The organism is Hydrotalea sp. AMD (assembly GCF_004100315.1).
GTDB lineage: Bacteria > Bacteroidota > Bacteroidia > Chitinophagales > Chitinophagaceae > Hydrotalea > Hydrotalea flava.
Window position 1 is genome coordinate 13,267 of record NZ_SCKY01000013.1, and the last position, 24,586, is coordinate 37,852.

The following is a 24,586-nucleotide window of genomic DNA, read 5'->3' on the forward strand; positions in this document are numbered from 1 at the left end:
TTTAAAATACAACTATGCTTCCCATGGCTCGTCTTTCACCAAGGCATACACCATTTTAATCCCTTCTTCCAATGAAATATGTGCCTTCCAGCCCAGACGGTTCAGTTTGGATACATCCATCAGTTTCCTTGGCGTACCATCGGGTTTCGAGGTATCGAACCGAATGCTGCCTTTGTAACCGGTGATGTGTTGAATATGATGGGCCAATTCGGCAATGGTAATATCTTTTCCCCAGCCTACATTCACCAAACCCGGTTCATTATAGTGCTGCATTAAAAACAAACAGGCATCGGCCAGATCATCTACATGCAAAAACTCTCTTTTGGGGGTTCCGGTTCCCCACAATACCACTTCTGCCTGCTGTTTCCGGGTAGCGGTAATGAATTTGCGTAATAATGCCGGCAGAACATGCGAGGTATTTAAATCATAATTATCATTAGGACCGTATAAATTGGTGGGCATGGCTGAAATAAAGTTGCAGCCATATTGCGCCCGGTATGCATCGCACATTTCTATTCCTGCAATTTTTGCAATGGCATAAGGCTGATTGGTTGGCTCTAAATACCCCGATAATAAATATTCCTCCTTCAAAGGCTGTGGTGCCATTTTGGGATAAATGCAGGAAGAACCCAGAAACAACAACTTGGTTACCCCATGTAAATAAGCCGCATGAATAATATTGGCTTCTATCATCAAATTCTCATACACAAATTGGGCGCGGTAGGTATTGTTGGCTACAATGCCGCCTACTTTTGCGGCAGCCAGAAAAACATATTCCGGCTTTTCCTGCGCAAAAAAATTAAATACCGCCTGCTGATTTCGCAAATCCAGTTCCCTTGAGGTACGGGTAATGATGTTGATGTACCCGCCCGCCTGTAATGCCCGAACAATGGCACTACCTACCATTCCACGATGACCTACCACATAAATTTTTGATGTACTATGCATATTATAATTGCATTCGTTTTGGATAAATATGTTTCGTTTCGGTGATTTGTTTAGCAAGATATCATCCGCTATTTTCTGTATTCTCTATCTAATATACCAAATCCCAACACGCCAAAGACCAACAACTAAAGACCAACTTGCCAAAATATAACCACAAAGAGTGCTGAGTGTTACGCAAAGGGCACAGAGTGGGTGGTAAATCTCAGCATCATCCACAAATCAGTCCATCATTCGTACAGGCCATGAACGCCTTGCAACCAGCCAAAGACCAACACCCAACTCCCTATTCAAATTCATTATTCACCCTAAAACCCTGTTCCTTTAAAAACTGTTCACGTTTAAACAATGCTACATCGGCTGCTACCATTTCAGTTACCATTTCTGCCAATGTATAGGTGGGGGTCCATCCTAATTTTTCTTTTGCTTTAGTAGCATCGCCAATCAGCAAGTCTACCTCCGTTGGCCGGTAATACCGGGCATCTACTTTCACCACCACCTTCCCTTCCGGTACTGCATAACCACCATGGTTTTCAGTAACATACCCTTCCTCTGCCACTCCGGTACCTCTAAACCCAATGTGAATGCCCAGTTCGGCAAATGCCATCTGCACAAAATCGCGGATAGGGGTTGTTATGCCGGTAGCCAGCACAAAATCGTCCGGTTTTTCCTGTTGCAAAATGCGCCACATGCCTTCTACATAATCCTTCGCATGGCCCCAGTCGCGCCGCGCTTCTAAGTTTCCCAGAAACAAGGTATCCTGCAAGCCCAATGCAATCTTCGCCACTGCACGGGTTATCTTCCGGGTTACAAAGGTTTCACCACGCAAGGGTGACTCATGGTTGAATAATATTCCATTGCAGGCAAACATATTGTAGGCTTCCCGGTAGTTTACCGTTATCCAGTAGGCATACAATTTTGCCACTGCATAAGGCGAACGGGGATAGAAGGGGGTGGTTTCACTTTGCGGAACCGCCTGCACTAATCCATACAATTCAGAGGTGGAAGCCTGGTATATTTTTGTCTTTTGTATCAATCCCAATAACCGAACGGCTTCCAGTATCCGCAAAGTACCCAGTCCATCAGCATTGGCCGTATATTCCGGCGTTTCAAAACTCACATGCACATGGCTCATGGCTGCCAGATTATATATCTCATCCGGCTGCACTTCCTGAATAATGCGGATTAAATTGGTGCTATCGGTTAAATCACCATAATGCAATATCAAATGCCGGTGCGGTACATGCGGGTCTTCATAAAACCGATCAATCCGCCCGGTATTGAACAGCGAGCTGCGCCGCTTAATACCATGCACTTCATACCCTTTTTTCAGTAATAACTCCGCCAAATAGGCGCCATCCTGTCCGGTAATACCGGTAATCAATGCTTTTTTCATATCCGGATGCTTCAATAGTTTGAATAATGTGTACCATCTGCCGCAATTTCCTGCTGCCCGCTAACGGGCGCAAAAATAAGGGGTTTTACAGGCAAAGCAGCACTTCACCTGATGGTTTTAATGAATATTTGGAACAAATGGGCATCATCTGTTGCAACCTGCAACCGTAACACCGATGTTCAACAATAAAAAATGGGAAATTTGGCCCGATACCGCCAACACGAATGTACGGTATGGAAAAAGTGATTCCAAATTTTTTTTGGGGGGGGGAGTGAAGCTGAAAAATAGGAAATAAGGAGGATGAACTTTCTATGTGTAGCCCTTTCCTGTTGCATGGAAGCATTAAGTATATATTCAGAGAATCTGTTATGGAGTAAACTGAAAACGGACTATGCTTCTCTATTTCCCAATTTGATTGACCGAAGGCGTTTCAACCGAAGGCGGTTAACGCCCTTTATTATTCAGGTTCAGGAACACATTTCTGCCAAGCTTGAAAACCTGAGTGAATTAATGGTGATTGACAGGAGGAGATAATGCGGGGAATAGAAATGTTGGTGGATGTGAAACACTGCAAATACAGGAAGCCCAAATCCTATTGAAACATTGCTGCAGCGCCTGCCAGAGATTCGGGAGTGCCCACATCTACCCAGCTATCGCCGGTATGGTCGAAGCACAGTATGGGATAATCGGGTGCCAGTTTCAAATACACATCTACCATGGAATATTTACCAGCACCGGGCAGGCGCTGCAATAAATTGGGATGCAGGATATGGATGCCACTGAAAGCTTTAGGATATAAAGGCGCATCCATCAATACCAGTTTTTCTTCTCCGGTTTTCCGGTTGCGCCAACCGCAAAGGCGGTTCCGTTGGTTAAATAAAAAATAGCGGGAAGAGGTACGCTGCATGACCGCCAGTGTGGCTGAGGCACCTAATGCAATATGCTGGGCCAGCATAACATATAGATCCAAATTGGTGAGTACATCCACATTCATCAACACCAATGCATCACAATCTCTAAAAAGGGTTCGGGCACGGTACAATCCGCCACCGGTTTCTAATACTTCACTGCTTTCATCTGAAACCATAATTGTACTGCCCCACCCCTGATTAGCCTCGATAGCAGCAATGATCTGATCGGCAAAATGGTGTACATTTACCACCACGTTGGTAATGCCAAATTGTTGCAGGTAGCAGATATTACGCTCTAACAAAGTTTTGCCATTTACCATAGCCAGTGCCTTGGGATGCTTAAGGGTAAAGGGTTGCAGGCGGGTACCAAGGCCGGCAGAGAGCAACATGGCTTTGATAACAGGATCTGGTGATGAGGTATTCATAACAATCAGTTAACGGTTATATATTAGAAGATTCAGTAACAGGCGTAGTGACCCAGTTGGCACGGTTGGTATGGTTTAACTGTACTTTCAGATTGTATTTGTTGCGCAAATGCCTGGCCGTTTGTTCGGCGGCATAAACACTGCGGTGTTGTCCGCCAGTGCACCCAAAATTGATTTGCAGATGGTGGAAGCCGCGTTGCATGTATTCCTGAATGGTAATATCAATCACATCCCATACGCTGTTTAAAAATACATTCATCTGGGTTTGCTGTTCCAGAAAATCCTGTACCGGTTTATCCATGCCGCTAAGATGTTTGTAGGCATTGATGCGGCCGGGATTCAGAATACCCCGCATATCAAAAACAAATCCACCTCCGTTATCGGTTGTATCCGCCGGGATCCCTTCGCGGTAACTGAAGCTGTTGATTTCAACCCGCAATGGCGTATGCTCATTGGCTTTGGGTATATGAAAACGTTTCAGTATGGGCGCATCAGTCATTAACCGCAGCAGGCGGTCCAGTTCCGGGGTAATAATACCCATCTGCCGGTGCTGCAGAAAGAATTGCAGGTTTTGCAGGGCCAGCGGAATACTGGCTAAGAAATGCGCCTTTCGTTCAAATAGGCCACGGAAGCCATAGGCGCCGAGTACCTGTAAGAGGCGGATGAGTACATAGCCATTGTACTGCCCTTCAAATACGGTGCGGTGCAGGGGTTTCGGCAAGAGCCTGTCAACACAATCCATATAATATTCCAGTAAACGATGCTTCCAGTCCTCGCTTAAATTGGCCCTGGCCTGCCACAATAAACTGGCCACATCATATTGCAGGGCGCCTTTCATTCCGCCTTGAAAATCGATACAATATACTGCACCTTCCAGCACCATGATATTGCGGCTCTGAAAATCGCGTACCATAAAATAATGGTGTTCCGTTTTTGTAAGGTAAGAGCCCAGTGCTTCAAAATCGTCCATCAGCGCCTGTTTATCATAGGACAATTGGAGGGTGTCGAGAAAATAATATTTAAAGTACAGCAGATCACTCAGAATGGCCTGTTTGCCAAATTCTTTGGCCGTTAAGCAGGCTTCGTAGGGAAAATGCCGGTGCCCATTTATCTGCAGTTGAGCCAGCATGGCCAGACTTTTTTGAAACAGCGCATATACCGCAGGAGTTGGCCCATCAGCCTCCAGCACATTCAGTAAGCTGGTATTACCCAGATCATTCTGCAGGTACAGGGTATGTTCGGCATTCATGGCCAGAACGGCCGGTACGGGCAAATTGGCCTGCCGAAAGTGGGCACTAAAGCGCTGAAAGGTCTGGTTTTCTTTGGTATTCAAATTATAAGTAGCAACCAACGACTGTTTGGGAAGGTGTACCCGGTAATAGTTGCGGTTACTGCCACTGGGCGGCAATTTCTCTATCCTTTCCGGTACCATACCGGCATATTGTTGGGTTAAATTGGCAATTTGTTCCGGAATCGTTTGCATAAGGCAAGGTTCAATGATTGGGGGATAAAAATAATTGAAATGACGGTTTTATTTATTATTTTTTAATAGATTAATTGAAACCTTCACAGTAATTTACAGTTTTACACTATTTCTGACCAAAACTAAAATGCATGAAGCTACTGAAACAACTTTTACTGCTAACGGGAATGGTATTGACTACCACCGTAATTTTTGCACAAAAACCGATTACCGGAAAAGTAACTGACGCCAAGGGGCAACCGCTGGAGAGTGTAACTGTACGGGTAAAAGGCACCCACACCACTACCAGCACCAATGCCCAGGGGGCATTTACCATTATTGCAGCGCCGGGAGCTACGCTGGAGATTAGCTCAGTAGGCTTTGAACCTCATACCATTAAAGCGGGCACTACCGGTAATCTTAACATTGTATTGCAAGAATCTGTTGCCAATCTGGGCGATGTGGTGATGGTAGGAAGCCGCGGGGCCGGAAGAAGTAAAACCGAATCGCCCGTGCCGGTAGACGTGATTAAGCTGGGCACGGTGAACAATACCACGGCGAGGATGGACCTTACCTCGGCCCTGAATTATTTAGCCCCTTCTTTCAACTACAATAAACAAAGTGGCGGAGATGGCTCAGATGCGATTGACCTGGCAACTTTACGTGGCTTAGGCCCTGACCAGACCCTCGTTTTGATTAATGGCAAACGCCAGCACCAGACTGCATTTGTATCTTTATTTGGTACCCGTGGCAGAGGCGCTTCGGGAACTGATTTAAATGCTATTCCGGAAGATGCCATTGACCGGGTGGAAATATTACGCGATGGTGCTTCGGCACAATATGGTTCAGATGCCATTGCAGGGGTTATTAATATTATCCTGAAAAAAGATGTGAACCACCTGAGCATCAACACCGGCTGGTCGGGCTACTACGACCACAAATACAATTCGCTCAACGGCTTCGACCCGAGCCAATACTATACCGGCCATCAGGTAGATGGTAACACCGTAATGTTGGGTCTGAATTATGGATTACCCATTGGTAAAAATGGAGGCTTCATTAATTTTTCCGGTGATTTCCGTTCTGCCGGCAAAACTTTCCGTGAGGTACCTGATACCAATGTAGCAACTAATCCCAAGGCATTGCCGGTTAATACCATTCGCAGAGCCTTTGGCGATGCTTCTGTTCTGGCTGTAGGGGGCATGTACAATATGGAAATTCCTGTAGCAGGAACCAAAACTACTTTTTACAGTTTTGGTGGATATAACTATAAAAACTCGAATGCTTATGCCTATACCCGTAACTTCTCTGCGCACCCCGAACGATTCCCCACCGATGCCAATGGCAAACTGATTTTTGTACCCGGCATCATGAAAAAAACAGCAGATGGCAGTGAAACCTATTATAACCCGATTGAAGATGTACATATTACTGACTACGAAGGCTCTGCCGGTTTTCGGGGCACTTTAGGCAAGGGGTGGAATTGGGATATCAGCAATACTATCGGTTATAATAACTTCCATTATTTCGGCCAAAAAACATTCAATGCTTCCTTAGATGCTGCCGGCGCCAACAAAACTAATTTTGATGATGGCGGGTTTAGCTTTTTACAGAATACCGTGAATGCGGGTGTGAACAAAAACATCAGCAAAGGATTTAATCTCGCATTTGGTACTGAATATCGCTATGAAAATTATAAAATTTATAAAGGTGAAGAAGTTTCTTATGCTTTGTACGACCAAAGTAAAGCGCCCGGTGCGCAGGGCTTCCCCGGCTTTCAGCCCGACGACGAAATTAATGCAAACCGCTCCGTGATTGCTGGTTATGCAGATGCCTCCATAGATGTAACCAGTAGATGGTTAATTGATATGGCTGTACGTGCAGAAAATTATACAGATTTTGGCGGTGTGGCTACCTACAAATTTGCAACCCGTTATAAGGTAACCGACAACTTTAACCTGCGTGGTTCAGTAAGTACCGGTTTCCGCGCCCCTTCTTTACAACAAATTAACTTTAGTAATACTGAAACCAGCATTCTGGGTGGTCAGTTAGTAGCCGTGAAAATAGTTCCTAATTACAGTCCAGTTGCCCGCACTGCTGGTATACCACCACTTACACCTGAAAAATCAACCAATGCCAGTCTGGGTTTTACCTGGAAACCAGCCACCGGTTTAACCATTACCACCGATGGTTATTTAGTGCATATCAAAAACAGGGTAGTATTATCCGGACAATTCAGTGCATCTGACAATACTCTGCCCACAGCGCTTACCTCGGCATTAAACAGTCTGCATGTAGTAGCTGCACAATTCTTTTCAAATGCCGTTACCACTACCAATACCGGTTTAGATATTGTGATAGATTATAATAAACATATTGGTAAAAGTAATTTGCATGCCACATTAGCGGGCAACTTTAACAACATTAAAATTGATGCTTTGAATGTGCCCAATGTACTCAACACCAGTTACCTGCACCAACAAACATTTTATAGCAGCCGTGAACAGTCTTTTCTGATGGCTTCGGCCCCAAAATCTAAATTCTCATTGGGATTAGATTATAGCCGCAATAAATTTGGAGCAGGCATACATTTTACCTATTTTGGACAGTTAACCACACAGGGATTTGGTTATTCCGGTTCTCCAAACCCCACCCCCAACGGACCAGGCGACCCGAATATTTCGGGTAGTGGCAATGGGTACGACCCTTATGTAACTACCGATAATGGTGCCACTTCTGTACCCGAAAACTTTTTGTTTCATGGTAAAGTAACCACCGATATTTATGCTTCGTACAAATTAGCCAAGTCGGTAACATTATTTGGCGGTATTGATAACTTATTCAATGTTCACCCTGATTTGTCAGCTGTGCCGAATGCGCGTTATGCTTCTGCATACGACAGTGAATCCGGTGGTCCTTTCGATGCTGTACAAATGGGATTTAATGGCATGCGGATGTTTGTTAAATTAGCCTTTAACTTCTAAGTATTTTCTAAACTCACCATAGCAGCCGCCTCCAGAAGGAGGCGGTTTTTTTTGGTGTGTTTGAAACTTAGTCTTGGACTGAGTATGTTGTAATTGCTCATTTTGTTTTTATCCTTGGATTTCTAGCGGTTGAAATTGCCAGTACCCAACTTAACTGTTTTCTGTTCCTGAAAATAGGTTGCAAAGGCAGACTGCACTCCTCCGGAGTGCGCCTTTCTATTCTGAAGTTTCCTGTTATCCAAACACTGCTCCTTTTGAGCAGGTTTAAACAGCGCCTTCATTTACCGTTGAACCAAATAGCTTTGTTTTGAAATGGGTGCCATACTATTACTTCAATATCCTACTGTTCTGGCGGTTTTTTTTTTGGAATTCCCGCAGTATTGCCACTACTGCTAACGTTACCCATTTTGTGTAGTTAAAATGAATGGTTGGTGTTATAACCTTTTGTGGAGATACTGTAGTAACTGAACCTAAAGACCAAATTCTACTGGCTCAACCTCATTCCTTGTTTTTCCCCGAAAAATAATAGACCGGAATACCTGCAGTGGTAATCAAAATACCCAGTAATGAATTGATGATGGGTGCCTGCCCTGAACGGTATTGCATAATATCTGTATATAGTGTAGCGGAAAGAAAAAAAGTTACAAATGCAACAAACAACAAGGGCACAAAAGGATATCCAAATACCCGGTACGGCCGGGGGGTGTCTTTCATTTTACTGCGCAGAATAAATACCCCCAGCGCACTCATCCCATAAAAAAACCAACTCACAAAAATGAGCATATCAGTAAGCATATCAAAAGAGCCACTCAATATCAGCATCACCGTCCATACTGCATTGGTAATCAATGCATTGCCAGGGGTATGGTACTTTGGCTGCATTTTGCCCGCCCAGGCAAACCATCGGTTTTCGGTGCCCATGGCATAGGTAACCCTTGCCGTTGCCAATACATTGGCATTGGTGGTGCTGATGATAGAGAAAATGACCATCAACGCAATCATACTGCCCCCCCATGTGTCCCATACCACCGTAGCAGCATCTGAAGCCACAAAAGCAGACAATGCCAACCGATGGATGGGCAAAACATAGAGATAGGCCAGGTTCACCAATGCATACACCACCATACAAAAAAACAGCCCTATTAACAGGCTTTTGGGAATATTGCGCTGGGGTTGTTGAATTTCGCCGGCCACAAAAGTGATATTGTTCCAACCATCATAAGCCCAGAAGGCACCTGCCAGTGCCGCCATATAAGCCCCCACCAAAGCCCATCCCGTTGGTGCACCGGGTAAATGCTCCTGCAAATGATGCCAATGCCCTTTTCCGGAGAATAAAATGCCACCAATTAATAGTACAATGGCTACTGATTTTAAAGCGGTTAATACACGTTGTATAGCACCCCCCTGCCGCACACTGCGGTAATTGACCCAGGTTAACACCAGCACCAGTGCAATGGTGAGTAGTTTAACACCAATATGGTTTAATGGATAAATGGTACCCACCAAGGGTATGGTAACATGCACAGCCTGTACGGTAGCAGCACTGCATTGGGGTAACGCAATAAAATAATTGGTGTATTGTGCAAATACATAAGCAATAGATGCATTGCCGGCAGTATTAAATACCGCAAAAGCCGCCCATCCATATACAAACGCAAAGGCATTCCCGTACATTTTCTGGAAAAAGATATATTGGCCGCCTGTTTCCGGAAACATGGCTGCTACTTCGGCATTACTCAAAGCCCCAAAAAGCGTGATGAGGCCTGCCACTACCCATACACTCAGTAATAACCATGGGTCACCCAATTGTCCTGCCATGAGTGCCGGTTTCATAAAAATACCGGAGCCAATTACTCCTCCTACCACAATGGCAACGGTGGTACGAAACCTCAAGGTACGTTGTAATTTAGCCATTCAATTGTTTAATTGTTGATAAAGTTGGGTTGCTGATTTAAAAAACAAAAAGCCCTATCCGTTAGTAGGTGTCAGACTTTGTGCCAGCAGCCGGTGAAAATGATGCGTACCCTGTTCGAGTAGAACAGAGTACCGGCCATGCTGATAAAAACGGGAGCGGATACCCTTTTGTACCAGTTGCACTACGGCTTCATCTTCCTGCTCCACCGTATCCAATCCACTGCCGGCACCGCTGCCTAATTTATCCGCATCGTATACATAAGTGATAAAGCGAACGGTAGTTTGATCGGGCGATTGGGGTTCAATGATATTCAGCGACAAACCCCAAGGATAAAAATTAAACATCATGTTTGGATATACCCAAAAATAATAGGCCGCAATTTGTTTGCCTACATCGGGCGCATTGGGCGGTATATCAAAACAAACATCACCCGCTTTGGCAATGCCAAGTTGCAGATTGCTCAGTGAAAATAATTCGGTGGTATAATCTTTAAAATTGAGGATGGCATTCAGTTGGGGGTGAACAAAAGGAATATGAAAACCTTCCAGATAATTTTCGCAATACAATGCCCAATGTGCCTGTACCTGATAGGTGGCCGATAAATCGGGCCGATACTCCATGTGTTGCAGCGGCAACCAGTTTACCCGTTGCATCATATCGCCGAAATAGGCGGTGGCGGGTAAGCCGGGCATTAACCGGGTAAACAACAGGTTGCCCCATTGAAACAGCGGTAATTCGGGCAGGTGGTTGTTTTCGGGAATAAAGTTTTGCACCCCTTCAAATTCGGGCATGGAGATAAAGCGTCCATCCAGTTGAAATAACCTGCCGTGATAATTGCAACGCAAGTGCTTGGCATTACACGGTGTTTGGGCAATGATGTTGCCCCGATGGTTACATACATTGCTGAGGCAATGGTATTGGTTTTGTTGATCGCGAGTCAATACCAGTGGCTCCTCCAGATATTCCGGCAGCAATGTAAAAGGGTATACCGTTGTATTGGCATCGAGGCGGCCGGTATCGCCTATCCACTGCCAGGAAGGGGCAAAGATGCTATCTTTCGATGCTTCAAAATAATATGGATCAAGGTAAAAATCGGTAGCGATGGTTCTGGCCACTGCAATATCAGGATGAACAAATAGACTGCTCATGGTTCAATATTTCTTTAAAAATAGGAAATTGAGCGGAAACCTGAGGTTGGGATTTGGGGGTGGAGAATGTTAACTTAGCTGTGTAAACATTCTCCTTTTCTTCTTACCGAACTCTTGCTATCATCCCTTACCCGCTGAGGCCTTTCAAAAAACATCTAACTGCTTAGCAATCATATTTCTATTACAGGCCATTAGCAATTGCTTCTCTCGGGTACCTCTACCCCAAAATCAATTTTTCAAAAGTAAAAAAACATTTCACCGGTTAATTAATTCAGCATTGAGGAAATGCTATGCGCAATGGGCAATATATTTAATAAATATTTTATTTAAATACATAAAAATACGTTTATACATATAAAACTAAGTCCATATTTTAGTGGCTGTGTTGTATGTGTAAGCTCTTCCACATCCACTCGGTTGGATTTACCTGATACACACACTCGTTGAGCCGAAGTTGGTGTATGCAGGGCATAGCCAAGGAGTTGCCGGCTGCAGATCCGAGAAAAAAAATGTTGCAACGGGCTGCCATTGCTCACCTAAATGCCAGTTTGCCCCATATTGCATCCAGGCAGTTTTGGAGGCAAGCATTGGCTGGCCAGTTTTGCAGTTTATGCACTATTACAGTAGGGTTGCTTCAGAACTGATGGCAGCATTCAATACTTTAGAAACGGGGCAATTGGCTTCTGCATCTTTTACTGCTGCATCGAATTGATCTTTAGAAATGCCCGGAACTTTTGCCTTAACTATTAAATGCGAATGGGTAATACCGGCATCACCCAAAGTAATTTCGCATTTGGTTTCTAAATGTTCAGGTGTGAAACCTGCTGCACCTAACACAAAACTTAATTTCATGGTAAAACATCCGGCATGTGCGGCTGCTATTAACTCCTCGGGGTTAGTGCCTACACCTTCCGCAAAACGTGAATTATAAGAATATTGGGTTTGCTGCAGCGTAGTGCTTTGTGTGGTAAGATGGCCTTTGCCTTCTTTACCTGAGCCGGTCCATATGGCAGTTGCATTTCTAATCATAATGGTATTATTTGTTGAACAGGCAAGATACAAAATGTAGAAGCCTTTATCTTTGATGCCATCAATAATTCCCTATTTCGTGAATGTAACAGAAATCTGGCACCAACTGATAACAGGTATTCAACAAACTTCTTTCTTAGAATTTACGGGTACTATTTGCGGTATTGCCAGTGTGTTTTTCTCCCGAAGGGAAAATATATTGGTATATCCGGTTGGGATGGTGAGTACCATTATTTACATTTACTTGTATCTGGTACATGGTTTATACGCCGATGCCTCCGTTAATTTTTATTACACGGTGATGAGCATTGTTGGTTGGATAATGTGGTCTAAAAAAAAGAATCACCAAACCGTTTTGCACATTTCTTATAATTCAAAAAAAGAACAATGGATTAGTGTAGCGTTCTTTGCGGTTTGCTGGGTAGTATTGTTTTTAGTATTGCATCATTTTACCGATAGTACAGTACCGCAAGCCGATGCCTTTACCTCTGCTGCAGCTTTTACCGGTATGTATTTAATGAATAAAAAGAAAGTAGAAAACTGGTGGTGGTGGATTATTACCAATGTTGCCTCCATTCCCTTGAATTTTTATAAAGGATTGGTGTTTACCAGTTTTCAATACCTTGTTTTATTAATTTTGGCCATCATGGGTTTAACGAGTTGGATAGCCAAAGCAAAACAAACCCGTTTATAATAATATGTTGCCTTATTGCTCTTTTATTGATTCCGGCGATGAAAATGCCAATGGTTATGCTTTGCATAAATACTATCATGATCATTTGTATGGATTTCCGATTGATAGTGATGATGAATTATTTTGCCGGTTGGTTTTAGAAATTAATCAGGCGGGTTTAAGCTGGACGACCATTTTAAAGAAAGAGGTAGCGTTTAGAGCAGCCTACCATCAATTTAATATTGCAAAAGTGGCTGCTTATGGGCAAAAAGATAAAGAACGCTTGTTACAAAATGCCGGTATAATCAGAAATCGCTTAAAAATTGAGGCTGCCATTTACAATGCACAGGTCATATTGACGCTTCAGGAAGCTTTTGGATCTTTTAAACAATGGATAGAACATCATCACTCAAAAACAAAACAGGAGTGGGTGTTGTTGTTTAAAAATACATTTCGGTTTACCGGCGGTGAAATTGTGAATGAGTTTTTAATGAGTACGGGCTATTTACCAGGCGCACACGATGCAGATTGTATTATTTATAAAAAATTAATGAAAAGCAAACCGGCTTGGAGCAGAAAAACATAAAAAAAATAGTAGTGATAGGCCCGGAAAGCACCGGAAAAACAACACTATGCCAAAATTTGGCACATCATTTTAATACCCTTTGGGTTCCCGAATTTGCACGGGAATATTTAGAGGTGCATGGAAAGGAATATACCTTGGATGATTTGGAAAAAATTGCAGCCGGACAATTAGCACTGGAAGATGAAATTACCTTGAAACTTCAAACACAGTTACCGAAAGCATCTTGCCTATTGATAGATACCGATATGTATGTTATGAAAGTGTGGAGCGAATATGTATTTGGGCAATGCAGCCCGTTTATTTTAGAAGCCATAGCGGAACGCAGCTACGATTTGTACTTATTGTGCGATGTAGATGTGCCCTGGGTGAAAGATGATTTGAGGGAATATCCCGATGAGGGACCGAGGATAGAATTATTTGCTATTTATAAAGATATTTTAATACATCAACAAACCCCCTGGCAAATTATTTCGGGTAGTTATGCAGAGCGCACCGAAAAAGCCATTCAGGCAGTGAGATCAATATTATGAATTTGTGGTATGTATAAACGGAATGTCATTGCTGTTACTGTATAATTTTTTGAATATCCGCATCATCTTCAATATTCCGCATTTGCTGTACAATTTGCGGATAACGCCAGGCCACCCTGGTACTCATGGGCACTACCGTAAATTTTTTTGGATTGGGCAGACAGGCAATAATCATGGCGGCTTCGGTTCGGGTTAAATTTTTGGCAGGTTTATGAAAATATTGTTGTGCGGCAGCTTCAATACCAAAAATACCGGGCCCCATTTCAATGGTATTTAAATACACATCTAAAATGCGTTGTTTACCCCAAATTTTTTCAATTAAAAAAGTAAAATAAAACTCTAACCCTTTGCGCAGGTATTTAGAAAAGCCACTGCCCTGCCATAAAAAAACGTTTTTTGCCGTTTGTTGCGAAATGGTACTGGCAGCACCACCGAGCGGTATGCGGGTTTTCTTTTTCTTTTTTGGGTGCAGGCTTTTTTGAATGGCATCCCAGTCAAAGCCATTGTGGTCGGCAAACGACTGATCTTCGCTGGCAATTGCCGCCAGCTTTGCATTGTAAGAAATATTGTTCCAGGAAATATAATCTCTTTTCAATCCATAACTAAACACATTGCCCAACTGCGTAAGGGTAATGGGGGGCATGATCCATTTGCACGCAATTACATACAGCAGGGAAGAAAGAAATAAAAACAATACTACCCTTGTGGTCCATTTCCAACATTTGGATATCAACTTGTTTGCCGCCATGCTGGCAAGATACTATTTTGCCGGTGGCAGATGAATATATTCCAGCGTAAATTTTTTTCCGATTTTGTAACCCGGGGGATGTTTGTTTTTAAAAGGTTTAATGTATTGTGTGGCAAAATTAATGGCTAATGCTGAAGCAAACTGCGCCAGATAAATGGTAGGGACAGGAATGTTGAATTGGTTAACAACAGCAATGCCGCCAATAATAAATCCGGCTTTAAAAACAAGGTTGCCAATATCGGCCCCTGTCATTCTTTTGGCGGGAATTATGGCAATATCTTTTACTGCTATGGTAATAAAACCCATAAAAATACTATCTATGGTACTGCCAAACATGGTTGGTTTTAAACCCATGTAACCAAGGTGGATAATGATGCTGTCATCCCTGCAAAAAAACACAAAGCCCGAGTAGGTATTTTGGTTTTTGGTATAAACGGTGATGGGCTTGTCGTTGTAAAACCGATCAATGGTGTAGCCGTTTTTTTTCAATAATACAAAATCGTTTTGGCTAAACGATGGTAGGGTATTGATGCAAAAAATGAAGAGTAAAATATATTTCATCGAAGTAAATTAAGTTGCAAATTTTTATGATACAACTAAATTTTGGTTAAAAGCGATTGCTAAATTCCAAAGTACCCCAAATTAATGCCAGACCAAAGCCTATTAAAATTAAACCGGATATTTTATTGATGAGATGAATATTGTGTGGGGTTAATTTTTGGCGAAGTTTTCCTGCTAATAATACTTTGGCTATATCTGTACTTAGTACAAACAATAAGCAGGTACTAAACATAATGATACGGTAACCGCGGGAAAGGTCAACTACCGAAGTGGCTATCACCAACCAAAAACCAATTACGCCGGGATTCAGGGTATTCATAAAATATCCTGAGAAAAAAGTTTTAACATAGTCGCGTTTACTCATGGCAATCATCTGGCTGCCATCTTCATTTATTTTTACTTTTTTGAAGAAAAGAACAAAAATGCCAATGGCAATTAAAAGCATGCTGCCACCAATGCCAATTTCTTTTTTAAAATCGAGCAGGTACCGAAACAATTCTGTAAACAACTGGCTAATCAGCACAAGGGTAATATCGCTGGCACTTACGCCGGCAACGAAAGTAAAACCGCCTTTATGACCATTGTTAATGCTTTGTTTAATGATGGAAAAAATAACCGGGCCAACCGATATAGCCAGCATAATTCCCAAAACCAGTCCTTTTAAAAACGGTGCAATCATATCATAAAACTGGCTACTAAGATAATTCTTATTTACTGTGGGCCATTTGCTGTTGCATATATTCCTGCCATTCTTTTAACATATTGCCCTTTAAAACCCTTGGAAATTTGTGTTGTCCGCCCATTTTGCCTTTTTGTTGCATAAAATCAAGAAACTGTTGTTCACTTAACACATCCACAAAAACTTCTTTTAAAGCACTTCTTCGCTCAACAGCATAATCATCGTTTAATGTTTTCAGGTTCTCATCTATACAGCGTTTCAATTCATTTGCATCTACAGGTTCGTTACACGCTATGTACCAATGGTGCGCAAAAAAACTTTGGTAAGGAATGCCGGCTACGGTAAATTCAGGAATACAAATATTTAATTGTTCGCCTGCCAGTTGAATGGCTTTATTCATATTATCTACACTCAGGTGTTCGCCAACTAAGCTTAAAAAATGTTTGGTGCGGCCGGTAATAATAATTTCGCAGCGTTTTTTATCAACAAATTTCACGGTATCACCAATCAGGTAACGCCATGTGCCGGCACTGGTGCTAATGAGCAGCGCATATTCTTTCCCTTCCTCTACTTCATGAATCATGAGGGTTTCCGGGTTTTGAATCATGTCGCCATTACTATCAAAATTTTGTTCGTTAAAAGGCACAAACTCCAGAAAAATATGTTCATTGGTAACCAAACGCATGCCTTTAGCATATTGCCGATCCTGATATGCAATAAATCCCTCACTGGCCAAATAAGTTTCAATGTAAGTAATGGGTTTGCCCAACAATTTTTCGAAGCCTTTTTTGTAAGGTTCAAAACTTACACCGCCATGTACAAAAAATGCAAGATTGGGCCACATTTCATGAATGTTGTTGAGTTGATATTTTTTAATAATCATCTCAATGCACATTTGTATCCATGCAGGTACGCCTACAATAAAACCAATATCCCATTCCGGGGCTTTTTCTACTATTTCTTCTAATTTTTTATTCCAGTCGCGTTCTTTTGCAATTTTTTTACCCGGTTTATAAAAAGGTTGAAACCAAAGGGGTAACTTTTTTGTGGTAATTCCACTTAAATCGCCGGCATAATAACCCAGGTTTTTTTGCAGATCGGTACTGCCACCTAAGGTTAACCAGCCTTTTCCAATAGAACTAAAAGGAATGTTTTCGTAATTACGCAGGGTAAGTAATTGTTTAACCATCACCATTTTATTTCCCGCTAACAAATCGTTGGTAATGGGAATGTATTTGCTGGCAGCTTCTGATGTGCCGGAAGAAAGGGCATAATATTTTATTTTTCCGGGCCAGCAAACATCGGGTATGCCATCTAAAGTTTTGTGCCACCAATCGCGGTAAATGCTGCTATAATTAAAGGTGGGTACCTGTTGTCGGAATTTTTTGGCAGGGTTTTTACAAAGCAATATTTCATCGAACCGGTAAAACTGGCCAAACTCGGTAAAACGAGCCCTTCGTAATAATTTTTTTAAAACGCGAATTTGTTGGCGCTCCGGACTATTGCTGGGAAGGCGCAAAGCTTTTGCAACAGATTTAGGCAAGTGTATATCAATGATAGCCATTAATGGGGATATAATTTATTGATTCATAAATACATATATACAACCCATTCCAATTGGGTTCGTATGCTGTAAGTTAAGTATTTTTGAACAGTGCATTCAGGTGCTGAAACATAAAGATAATATCATTTGGCCATTCATATTGCTGGGCATAGACTTCATCTGTTTTTTGTATCAGGGTTAATGGCAAAGTTAGGGATTGACTGTTATTTCTGCCAAGTGTATTTATTACACCGGGTTTAAGCAGCGGCAGGCTGTTTGGTGTAGAGGCATATCCAATCCAGGTTTTTTTACCGATGAATACCAGCCATGCATTATGCAGTAAACTCAGACCCTGAGCACCTTTTAGTAAAATTAATATGCTGATACAAAAACAAGAAAAGGCAAACATAATATCCATACCTCGCTTCATTCTTTTTTGAGCGGGGAGGGCAATGTTATATTTTTTTTCAGATAAAAAAACAGCGCCTTTTTCTTTCCTGGTATCGCTGCCAATCATGGCATTGGCGCTTTTGTTGAAAAAGCGAAAGTAAAACCGCCCCGGCATGCTTTGCATCTGTTGCAGAATTAATTGAATGGGCAACCCATGACCCCAGCCAAAAATGAGGGTAGCTGCAGGCAGATATGCCCAGTCAGCTGCATCAGAACTTGCTATTTCCTGTGGTGTAAAAATTGCCAAAACGGAAGGGTGATGGGTAGATGAATTTAAAAATTGCTGTAAAGCGGGTTTTGTATCCGGCGAACAGAGGGCAATAGCCGAATTGCTTATTGAACCGGTCACCGAAATCCATTTGAGTTCTTGCAACAGCCTTCGGAACAAAAGAATAAATAATAAACCAATAAAACCTGACAGCACCACTACGCCTCTTGAAAAACGAATCTGCTCGGGCAATAAGGCATACAATGCTAAAAGTATCAGTATTGCCAATACCCCCGAACTTAAAGTTTGTGCAGGTTTATAAACGCCATCATACAACCCACCCATCCATAAAATACCTGCAAAAACAAATGCATACAATATTACAGCATAAGGCACAAAAAATGTGTGAAAGGGGATACCGTTATGAAAGGCATTTTTCCAAAAATAGAGGGCAGTAATATTGGCTGCTATCAACAATATAATATCAAAAAATACTATAGTATATTGGCGCAATTGTTTTACAATGATTGAGAAAATAGCGCTGCCAATAATTGCTATTTGCAGCAATACTGCCATCAATACCGCACGACTACCCCTATAATGCTTTTTTACAAATACTTGCATGGCTCCATAAAATTGCTGCACATGCTGCAGATAATCAGTTGGTTTGCTTTCGCCTTTAAAATGCAGAATGGTAACTTTTCCAAAATAATAATTATGAAATCCTACCTGTTCAATTCTATAACTTAAATCAATATCTTCCCCATACATAAAAAATTGTTCATCAAAACCACCGGTTGTGTCTAATACTTTTTTTGGAATGAACATGCAGGCACCCGATAAAACCGGTACGCGATGCAGTTCATTTTCCGGAAGATGGCCAAGTGCATAATAGTTAAAAAAGGACGATTTTGGGAAAATGGCTGCCAGACCACACAACTTAAACAGGGCATAGAGGGGCGATGGAAATGAACGTTTGCTTTCGGGTAAAAAATAACCGGCGCCATCAATCATTTTTACGCCTACAGCCCCGCAATTCGTTTGGCGTGATACAAAAGTCAATATTTCTTTAAAAAAATTTTCCGGCAACAAAGTATCAGGATTCAAAAAAAGGATAAATTCTCCGGAAGCTATTGTCAGGCCTTTGTTATTGGCCTTGGCAAAGCCTTCATTTTCGGTATTTAACATCCAGTATACATGCGGAAATTGTGGTTGTAGATTGGCAACCGTATCATCGGTTGAAGCATTGTCCACCACAATAATTTCTCCTTCAATACCCTGCAAAGCATTGTGAACAGAAAGCAGGCATTGTGCTAAAAAATAACGAACATTATAACTAACTATAATAACAGAGATGGTCATATATCAGCTAAACAGGATACACCCGTTATGTAAAAATAGGGTTTCGGGGCGTCCCCACCTGAATATGCCACAAAAATGAATGCAGGGAAGGTTATCTTTGTTGCATGTTAAAAGAAACACTTCTTCAAGCAGCACAGGCAGGTGCACGAGTTATGAAAATTTATTTTGAGCAACATTTTTCCGTTGCCTTTAAAAGTGAAGGGATGAATAATCTGGTAACGGAAGTAGATACCAAGAGTGAAGTGGCCATTATTGATGTTATTAAAAATGCGCATCCCATGCATGCTATTTTAAGTGAAGAAGCGGGCGCTTTGGTGCAAGACTCAAACTATAAATGGATAATTGACCCCATTGATGGCACTATTAATTATGCCAACGGCATACCTATTTGCTGTATAAGCATTGCCATTGAAAAAGAAGGTGAGATGATTTTAGGTGCTGTGCTGAACCCCTTTATGAATGAATTATTTGTTGCAGAAAAAGGAGAAGGTGCCACCTTAAACGGCAAAAAAATTCAAGTAAGTACTAAAGCAGCATTGTTAAACAGTTGTCTGGTTACCGGCTTTCCGTATAGTTATATAGACACCCCCAATGGTCCTATTCAGGTTTTTGAAAAATTAATACGCAAGGGGGTTCCCGTTAGAAGACTGGGTAGTGCCGCTATTGATTTGTGTTGGGTGGCTGCGGGTCGGTTTGATGGGTTTTATGAACACAAACTCAATGCATGGGATAGTGCAGCAGGATTTTTAATGGTGGAAGAAGCTGGCGGTAAGGTTACTGACTTTGCTGGCAACCCCTACAGTCCATACCAGCCCCATATTATAGCTACCAATGGTGTTATACACGAGGCATTGCAACAAGTAGTAAACGGTGGCACTTTATAAAAATGAATAAAAAATTATATGGAAAACAGAACTGAAATTTCGGAGTTAGGAGAATTTGGCCTGATAGAACATTTAACCAAAAATTTTGAGATTCAAAATGCATCTACCATTGTGGGTGTTGGAGATGATGCTGCCGTGATTGATCATTTCGGAAAACAAACGGTTATTACAACCGATTTGTTGTTAGATGGCGTACATTTTGATTTAATGTATACCCCATTAAAACATTTGGGGTATAAAAGTATTGTAGTAAACCTGAGTGATATTTATGCCATGAATGCACAGCCTACACAGGTTACCGTAAGTATTGGAATCAGCAATCGTTTTAGTGTGGAAGCATTGAACGAATTGTATGAAGGCATTTATGCAGCCTGCGAAAAATATGGGGTTGATTTAGTAGGCGGCGACACTTCTACTTCTAAAAAAGGAATGGTAATATCTGTTACCGCCATAGGTGAAGTTGCGCCTGATAAATTTGTAAAAAGAAGTACCGCTCAAAAAGGCGATTTAATTTGTGTGAGTGGCGATTTAGGTGGCGCTTTCTTAGGCCTTACCCTCATGGAAAGAGAAAAGCGGATTTTTTTAGAAAACCCTAATATTCAGCCCAATTTAGAAGGCGAAGATTATATCGTGGGGCGTTTATTAAAGCCTGATGCTCGCCGAGATATCATCACTTTCTTTGAAAAAAATAATATAACACCCACTTCCATGATGGATGTTAGCGATGGGTTGAGTAGCGAGATTTTGCATTTATGCAAACAAAGCAATCTCGGCTGCAGGTTGTATGAAGATAAATTACCAATCAATGAACTTTCCCGTGCAGCTGCCTTTAAATTTGGTTTAGACCCAACGGTTTGTGCACTGAATGGTGGAGAAGATTATGAACTGGTATTTACGCTGAAGCAAGAAGATTACGAAGCCATTACCATTAATGAAGAAATTGCTGTAGTGGGTTATATGACCGGACCCGAAGAGGGAAAGAAAATGATTAGCCGCGGAGGAAATTTATTTGATATTACAGCACAGGGATGGAATGCTTTTCATGGGTAAGCAAGGCTACATAAAAAAAGAGATACCGCTCAAGCGCAAAATACCATTGTATGGTCTGCTGTTGATTGTATTACTACAAGGCTGTTCCGTTAGTAAGTATGTTCCCCAACAAAAAATACCTCCGCAACGTTTACAAAAAGATGTGGCTATTTTAAAAAAAACGTTGCAACAAAACCATCCGGGATTATATTGGTATGCCGATAAAACTAATATTGATGCAGCTTTTACAGCATTGCAACAATCGGTAATCGATTCATTAACCGAGCTGGCTTTTCATAACAAAGTGGCACAAATGGTAGCTACCATTGAATGTGGCCATACGGCAGTAAGATTTTCTAAACTATATATTCATTATTTGATGAACAACCGGTTCCCGATGTTTCCACTCTATTTGTATAATTGGAAAAATCATTTGTATGTATTTAAAAATATGCATGCAAAAGATACAATGCTCATTAAAGGCATGGAGGTATTGACCATCAATCAATTTTCGGCTGCACAAATTATCGACTCCCTTTATCAGTTCATCAGTGCCGATGCCAATAATCCATATTTTAAAGCACAGGTAATCAGCAACAATTTTCCAGCTTGGTATCGGTTGGTATTTGGTTTAGATAGTACCTATCAATTACAATATATTGATACCTCCGGAGCAAAAAAAACGGTATGCCTCAAAAATTATGTTCCTGAAAAAGATACAAGTGCGCTTCATGCTACTACCATAAGAAGCAATAAGGCCTATCCGTTACCTTCTAAAAAAATATCTGCATTGCAATTAAAACGTTCTTTGCAAATAGATACCCTGCATCGCTTTGCTTATATGTATGTAAGCAGTTTTAGCGGTGGCAGGTTAAGGGGGTTTTTCCGCAAATCTTTTCGCACCATAAAACAACAAAAAATTACTCATTTAATAGTTGATGTAAGGGGTAATGGAGGTGGTAATGTTAATAAATCGGTTTTGCTTACCAAATATTTAATTCGGCAGCCTTTTAAAGTGGCCGACACAGCAGTATCCTTGCACAAAACCATGTGGGATAAGCGTTACATTCTTCCTTGGTGGTTGTATTGGTTTCCCATGCAATGGGGTTCAGTAAAAGGGGCAGATAGGTTGTTTCATGCAAAAAGGATTGAAACCCATATTTATCGTCCTAAATTAAAAAAACATTTTAACGGTCATATCTTTTTGTTGCAAGATGGCTACACATTTTCTGCAGCCGCTATGTTTACCGGCAGTTTAAAGGGGCAGCCGAATGTACTAATTGCTGGAACACCTTCGGGAGGTGCGTATTATGGCAACAATGCACTGTTTTTACCTCATCTCAAATTACCCAATTCTAAACTACGCATTACATTGCCCATGTATCGGGTAGTATTAGATAGTGCAAGGCCTAAAAATGGCAAGGGCGTTTTGCCCGATATGTGGGTGCAGCCGCAGCAACGTAACCATTTAACCCTGCCGCCCAATGCTTTACAACAGGTAATATTCAAAATAGTACAAAACAAGTAAAAAAGTCTAACATTTCTTTTGTCACCCTCACGCTTTTTTGCAGAAATTTCATCTGATTTTTAGCTTTTTGTTTATTCAGAACATGCAATACTCATAATTTTTTATTATATTATGAACATGCCCAAAAACCCTACGTTACGATAACATTTTATCACTGTCTTGTGTTAACATTTGTAGAATTGTATTAAATGTTGCAAGCATGTTTTTGAATAAAGAAATTTTAATAAAGAAAAGGCTGAAATTAAGAATAGAGCGTGTTTTGATGTATTTACAGGAACCACGGCGATAGGTTGTGCAATAGTATTATGGGTATGCATTGGTTGGAATTATAGCTGCCGGATTAATGCTTATTTTATTGCCATTAATGGTGGCCGATTTATCGCATCAGGTAAGTTGGGTGGGAATTGTTTTGAGTGCTAATAATTTGGGGTTATTGTGTTCGTTTATTTGGGGCCGACTGGCAGATAAGTATCAAATGCACCGATTGCTGTTTTTTTCGGGAATAGCGGTGTTAATGCTGGTAGGTTTTTGTATTACTTATTTTAATGCATTATGGATATGGATGCTGTTGGCATTTTTGGCAGGCGCCTCTGTTGATGCCACCACTACAGTTGCTACTCTTTTTGTGGTTGAGTTTAATCCACAGAAAGAATGGGAGCCTCGTATTGTCTGGTTGCAAACATTTTATGGGATAGGTCAGGTAACCGGCCTGTTAATGGCCAGTGCGTTTGTAGTGAATATACAGGTTGGGTTTATTGCTGCTGCCATCATATTAATACCGGCATTGCTGATTGTTAGAAAAAGTATTCCAAAACAACAAATGCCGCATATTGCATTAACTGGATTGAAAGAGAAATTACTGAAAATAACGGATATACATTTTCTCGGATTTTTTGCCAGAATAGAAATGTATAGCAACACGTTGCATTTTTCTTTTATAAAAATTTACGAAACGGTGGGCTCAATAAAAAGCAAAACAACCACTCCCTTTGGTCGCTTTATGGTTTCCTGGTTTTTATTGTGTTTCGGTATTTCTTCCTTCTTTGCTTATTTGCCGGTAACCTTAAAAAATGCGTATGCGGTATCTTCTTCATTAACCTCTTTTATTTATGGCTTGTTTTCTGCAGCCGCCATTATTTTATATACTTATGGCGGAAAGCTTTCTGCAAAATGGGGCAGCAATAAAGTTTACCGGGCAGCTTTGTTATTGCGTTTTGCAGGTTTTATGATGTTGTTTGGCGCTTTTTTCCTTCCTTTTGGAAAAGAATGTGTGGCAATTCCCGGGTTTATTTTATTGGTAATTACCTGGCCATTAATCAGTATTTCGGGTACTGATTTGAAAGTAAAACTTTCTCCCTATACCCTATAATAAAGACGCTACCATGGGCTTATTCAATGCAATTTTGGCCATTGCTTCTGTTTTGGGAAGCTTTGTAAGTGCGCCTTTGCAACACTATTTGGGATATGCATCACTTTCAGGTATTGGCATACTTAGTCTTGGTATTTCTTATTTAGTGGTAATAAAGGAAAATGTTACGCAGCAAAGCGAATGAATGTAATATAATAAATTAGCGGAAAGAACCCGAACAC

At 41.3% G+C, this 24,586-nt stretch carries 22 protein-coding genes and 1 pseudogene; 11 read left to right on the forward strand and 12 right to left on the reverse strand.

Annotated elements, in window-relative coordinates; translation table 11 throughout:
• Window positions 1-12 precede the first annotated feature (12 nt).
• Both EO766_RS10620 and gmd read right to left on the reverse strand, forming a co-directional pair.
• Entirely contained in the window at window positions 13-948 is a 936-nt protein-coding gene (locus EO766_RS10620) for a GDP-L-fucose synthase family protein (protein WP_218331293.1), read from the reverse strand.
• A gap of 283 nt (window positions 949-1,231) precedes the next feature.
• Window positions 1,232-2,341 (reverse strand): GDP-mannose 4,6-dehydratase, encoded by a 1,110-nt coding sequence (gene gmd / locus EO766_RS10625; protein WP_287101009.1) that lies wholly within the window; start codon window positions 2,339-2,341, stop codon window positions 1,232-1,234.
• Between the two features lie 297 nt (window positions 2,342-2,638).
• Between gmd and EO766_RS10630 the strand changes: the two are divergent.
• Window positions 2,639-2,863: pseudogene (locus tag EO766_RS10630) on the forward strand (IS982 family transposase); the annotation flags it as partial.
• Between the two features lie 70 nt (window positions 2,864-2,933).
• Here EO766_RS10630 and EO766_RS10635 read toward each other — a convergent pair.
• Together EO766_RS10635 and EO766_RS10640 are read right to left on the reverse strand one after the other, a co-directional pair.
• Window positions 2,934-3,677, reverse strand: coding sequence for a sugar phosphate nucleotidyltransferase (locus EO766_RS10635; RefSeq protein ID WP_218331114.1), 744 nt, complete (start codon window positions 3,675-3,677; stop codon window positions 2,934-2,936).
• A 16-nt stretch (window positions 3,678-3,693) separates the two neighbouring features.
• Window positions 3,694-5,160 (reverse strand): RapZ C-terminal domain-containing protein, encoded by a 1,467-nt coding sequence (locus EO766_RS10640; RefSeq protein ID WP_218331115.1) that lies wholly within the window; start codon window positions 5,158-5,160, stop codon window positions 3,694-3,696.
• A gap of 131 nt (window positions 5,161-5,291) precedes the next feature.
• On the opposite strand from EO766_RS10640, the gene EO766_RS10645 reads away from it, so the two are divergent.
• The gene (locus EO766_RS10645; protein ID WP_218331116.1) at window positions 5,292-8,123 is read left to right on the forward strand and encodes a TonB-dependent receptor; all 2,832 of its coding nucleotides are present in this window, start codon (window positions 5,292-5,294) and stop codon (window positions 8,121-8,123) included.
• 498 nt (window positions 8,124-8,621) lie between these two features.
• Here the strand turns inward: EO766_RS10645 and EO766_RS10650 are convergent, their stop codons facing one another.
• Entirely contained in the window at window positions 8,622-10,037 is a 1,416-nt protein-coding gene (locus EO766_RS10650) for an APC family permease (protein WP_218331117.1), read from the reverse strand.
• A 54-nt stretch (window positions 10,038-10,091) separates the two neighbouring features.
• Window positions 10,092-11,186 carry an aromatic ring-hydroxylating oxygenase subunit alpha gene (locus tag EO766_RS10655; protein ID WP_218331118.1) on the reverse strand — a complete coding sequence of 365 codons (1,095 nt, stop codon included), beginning with the start codon at window positions 11,184-11,186 and terminating at the stop codon, window positions 10,092-10,094.
• A gap of 443 nt (window positions 11,187-11,629) precedes the next feature.
• On the opposite strand from EO766_RS10655, the gene EO766_RS18440 reads away from it, so the two are divergent.
• A complete protein-coding gene (locus EO766_RS18440; RefSeq protein ID WP_353744836.1) occupies window positions 11,630-11,830 on the forward strand; it encodes a DUF2891 family protein in 201 nt (66 codons plus the stop codon).
• Here the strand turns inward: EO766_RS18440 and EO766_RS10660 are convergent.
• On the reverse strand, window positions 11,805-12,215 hold the full coding sequence (locus tag EO766_RS10660) for an OsmC family peroxiredoxin (RefSeq protein WP_074421214.1): 411 nt from the start codon (window positions 12,213-12,215) through the stop codon (window positions 11,805-11,807). The two genes, EO766_RS18440 and EO766_RS10660, sit on opposite strands and share 26 nt — an antisense overlap.
• 79 nt (window positions 12,216-12,294) lie before the next feature.
• Between EO766_RS10660 and pnuC the strand changes: the two genes are divergently transcribed.
• From pnuC to EO766_RS10675, 3 genes are read left to right on the forward strand one after another with little or no spacing between them, the layout of a single operon-like run.
• A complete protein-coding gene (gene pnuC / locus EO766_RS10665; protein WP_074421215.1) occupies window positions 12,295-12,909 on the forward strand; it encodes a nicotinamide riboside transporter PnuC in 615 nt (204 codons plus the stop codon).
• Between the two features lie 4 nt (window positions 12,910-12,913).
• Window positions 12,914-13,474 (forward strand): DNA-3-methyladenine glycosylase I, encoded by a 561-nt coding sequence (locus tag EO766_RS10670; protein WP_074421216.1) that lies wholly within the window; start codon window positions 12,914-12,916, stop codon window positions 13,472-13,474.
• Entirely contained in the window at window positions 13,456-14,004 is a 549-nt protein-coding gene (locus EO766_RS10675) for an AAA family ATPase (protein WP_287101010.1), read from the forward strand. Before EO766_RS10670 ends, EO766_RS10675 begins: the two co-directional genes overlap by 19 nt.
• Window positions 14,005-14,038: 34 nt before the next feature.
• On the opposite strand, the gene mtgA is transcribed toward EO766_RS10675, so the two are convergent.
• The 5 genes from mtgA to EO766_RS10700 form a co-directional block, all read right to left on the reverse strand.
• Window positions 14,039-14,752: a monofunctional biosynthetic peptidoglycan transglycosylase gene (gene mtgA / locus EO766_RS10680; RefSeq protein WP_074421217.1), complete on the reverse strand. Its 714-nt coding sequence runs from the start codon at window positions 14,750-14,752 to the stop codon at window positions 14,039-14,041.
• 12 nt (window positions 14,753-14,764) lie between these two features.
• Window positions 14,765-15,313, reverse strand: a complete 549-nt coding sequence (locus EO766_RS10685; protein WP_074421218.1) for a hypothetical protein — start codon at window positions 15,311-15,313, stop codon at window positions 14,765-14,767.
• Window positions 15,314-15,359: 46 nt separating this feature from the next.
• Window positions 15,360-15,992 carry a LysE family translocator gene (locus EO766_RS10690; protein ID WP_074421219.1) on the reverse strand — a complete coding sequence of 211 codons (633 nt, stop codon included), beginning with the start codon at window positions 15,990-15,992 and terminating at the stop codon, window positions 15,360-15,362.
• A 28-nt stretch (window positions 15,993-16,020) separates the two neighbouring features.
• Complete coding sequence (locus EO766_RS10695; protein ID WP_074421220.1) at window positions 16,021-17,556, reverse strand: GH3 family acyl-acid amido synthetase; 1,536 nt, start codon at window positions 17,554-17,556, stop codon at window positions 16,021-16,023.
• Window positions 17,557-17,629: 73 nt separating this feature from the next.
• Window positions 17,630-19,555 (reverse strand): glycosyltransferase family 2 protein, encoded by a 1,926-nt coding sequence (locus EO766_RS10700; protein WP_074421221.1) that lies wholly within the window; start codon window positions 19,553-19,555, stop codon window positions 17,630-17,632.
• Between the two features lie 104 nt (window positions 19,556-19,659).
• Between EO766_RS10700 and EO766_RS10705 the strand changes: the two genes are divergently transcribed.
• The 5 genes from EO766_RS10705 to EO766_RS10725 all read left to right on the forward strand — a co-directional run bounded on the left by EO766_RS10705 (window position 19,660) and on the right by EO766_RS10725 (window position 24,549).
• Window positions 19,660-20,439 (forward strand): inositol monophosphatase family protein, encoded by a 780-nt coding sequence (locus EO766_RS10705; RefSeq protein ID WP_287101011.1) that lies wholly within the window; start codon window positions 19,660-19,662, stop codon window positions 20,437-20,439.
• Between the two features lie 18 nt (window positions 20,440-20,457).
• Complete coding sequence (gene thiL, locus EO766_RS10710; protein WP_074421281.1) at window positions 20,458-21,489, forward strand: thiamine-phosphate kinase; 1,032 nt, start codon at window positions 20,458-20,460, stop codon at window positions 21,487-21,489.
• Entirely contained in the window at window positions 21,482-22,996 is a 1,515-nt protein-coding gene (locus EO766_RS10715) for a S41 family peptidase (RefSeq protein ID WP_074419450.1), read from the forward strand. Before thiL ends, EO766_RS10715 begins: the two co-directional genes overlap by 8 nt.
• Before the next feature lie 316 nt (window positions 22,997-23,312).
• Window positions 23,313-24,365 carry an MFS transporter gene (locus EO766_RS10720; RefSeq protein ID WP_074419449.1) on the forward strand — a complete coding sequence of 351 codons (1,053 nt, stop codon included), beginning with the start codon at window positions 23,313-23,315 and terminating at the stop codon, window positions 24,363-24,365.
• Window positions 24,366-24,378: 13 nt separating this feature from the next.
• Complete coding sequence (locus EO766_RS10725; RefSeq protein ID WP_179853205.1) at window positions 24,379-24,549, forward strand: hypothetical protein; 171 nt, start codon at window positions 24,379-24,381, stop codon at window positions 24,547-24,549.
• Window positions 24,550-24,586 lie beyond the last annotated feature (37 nt).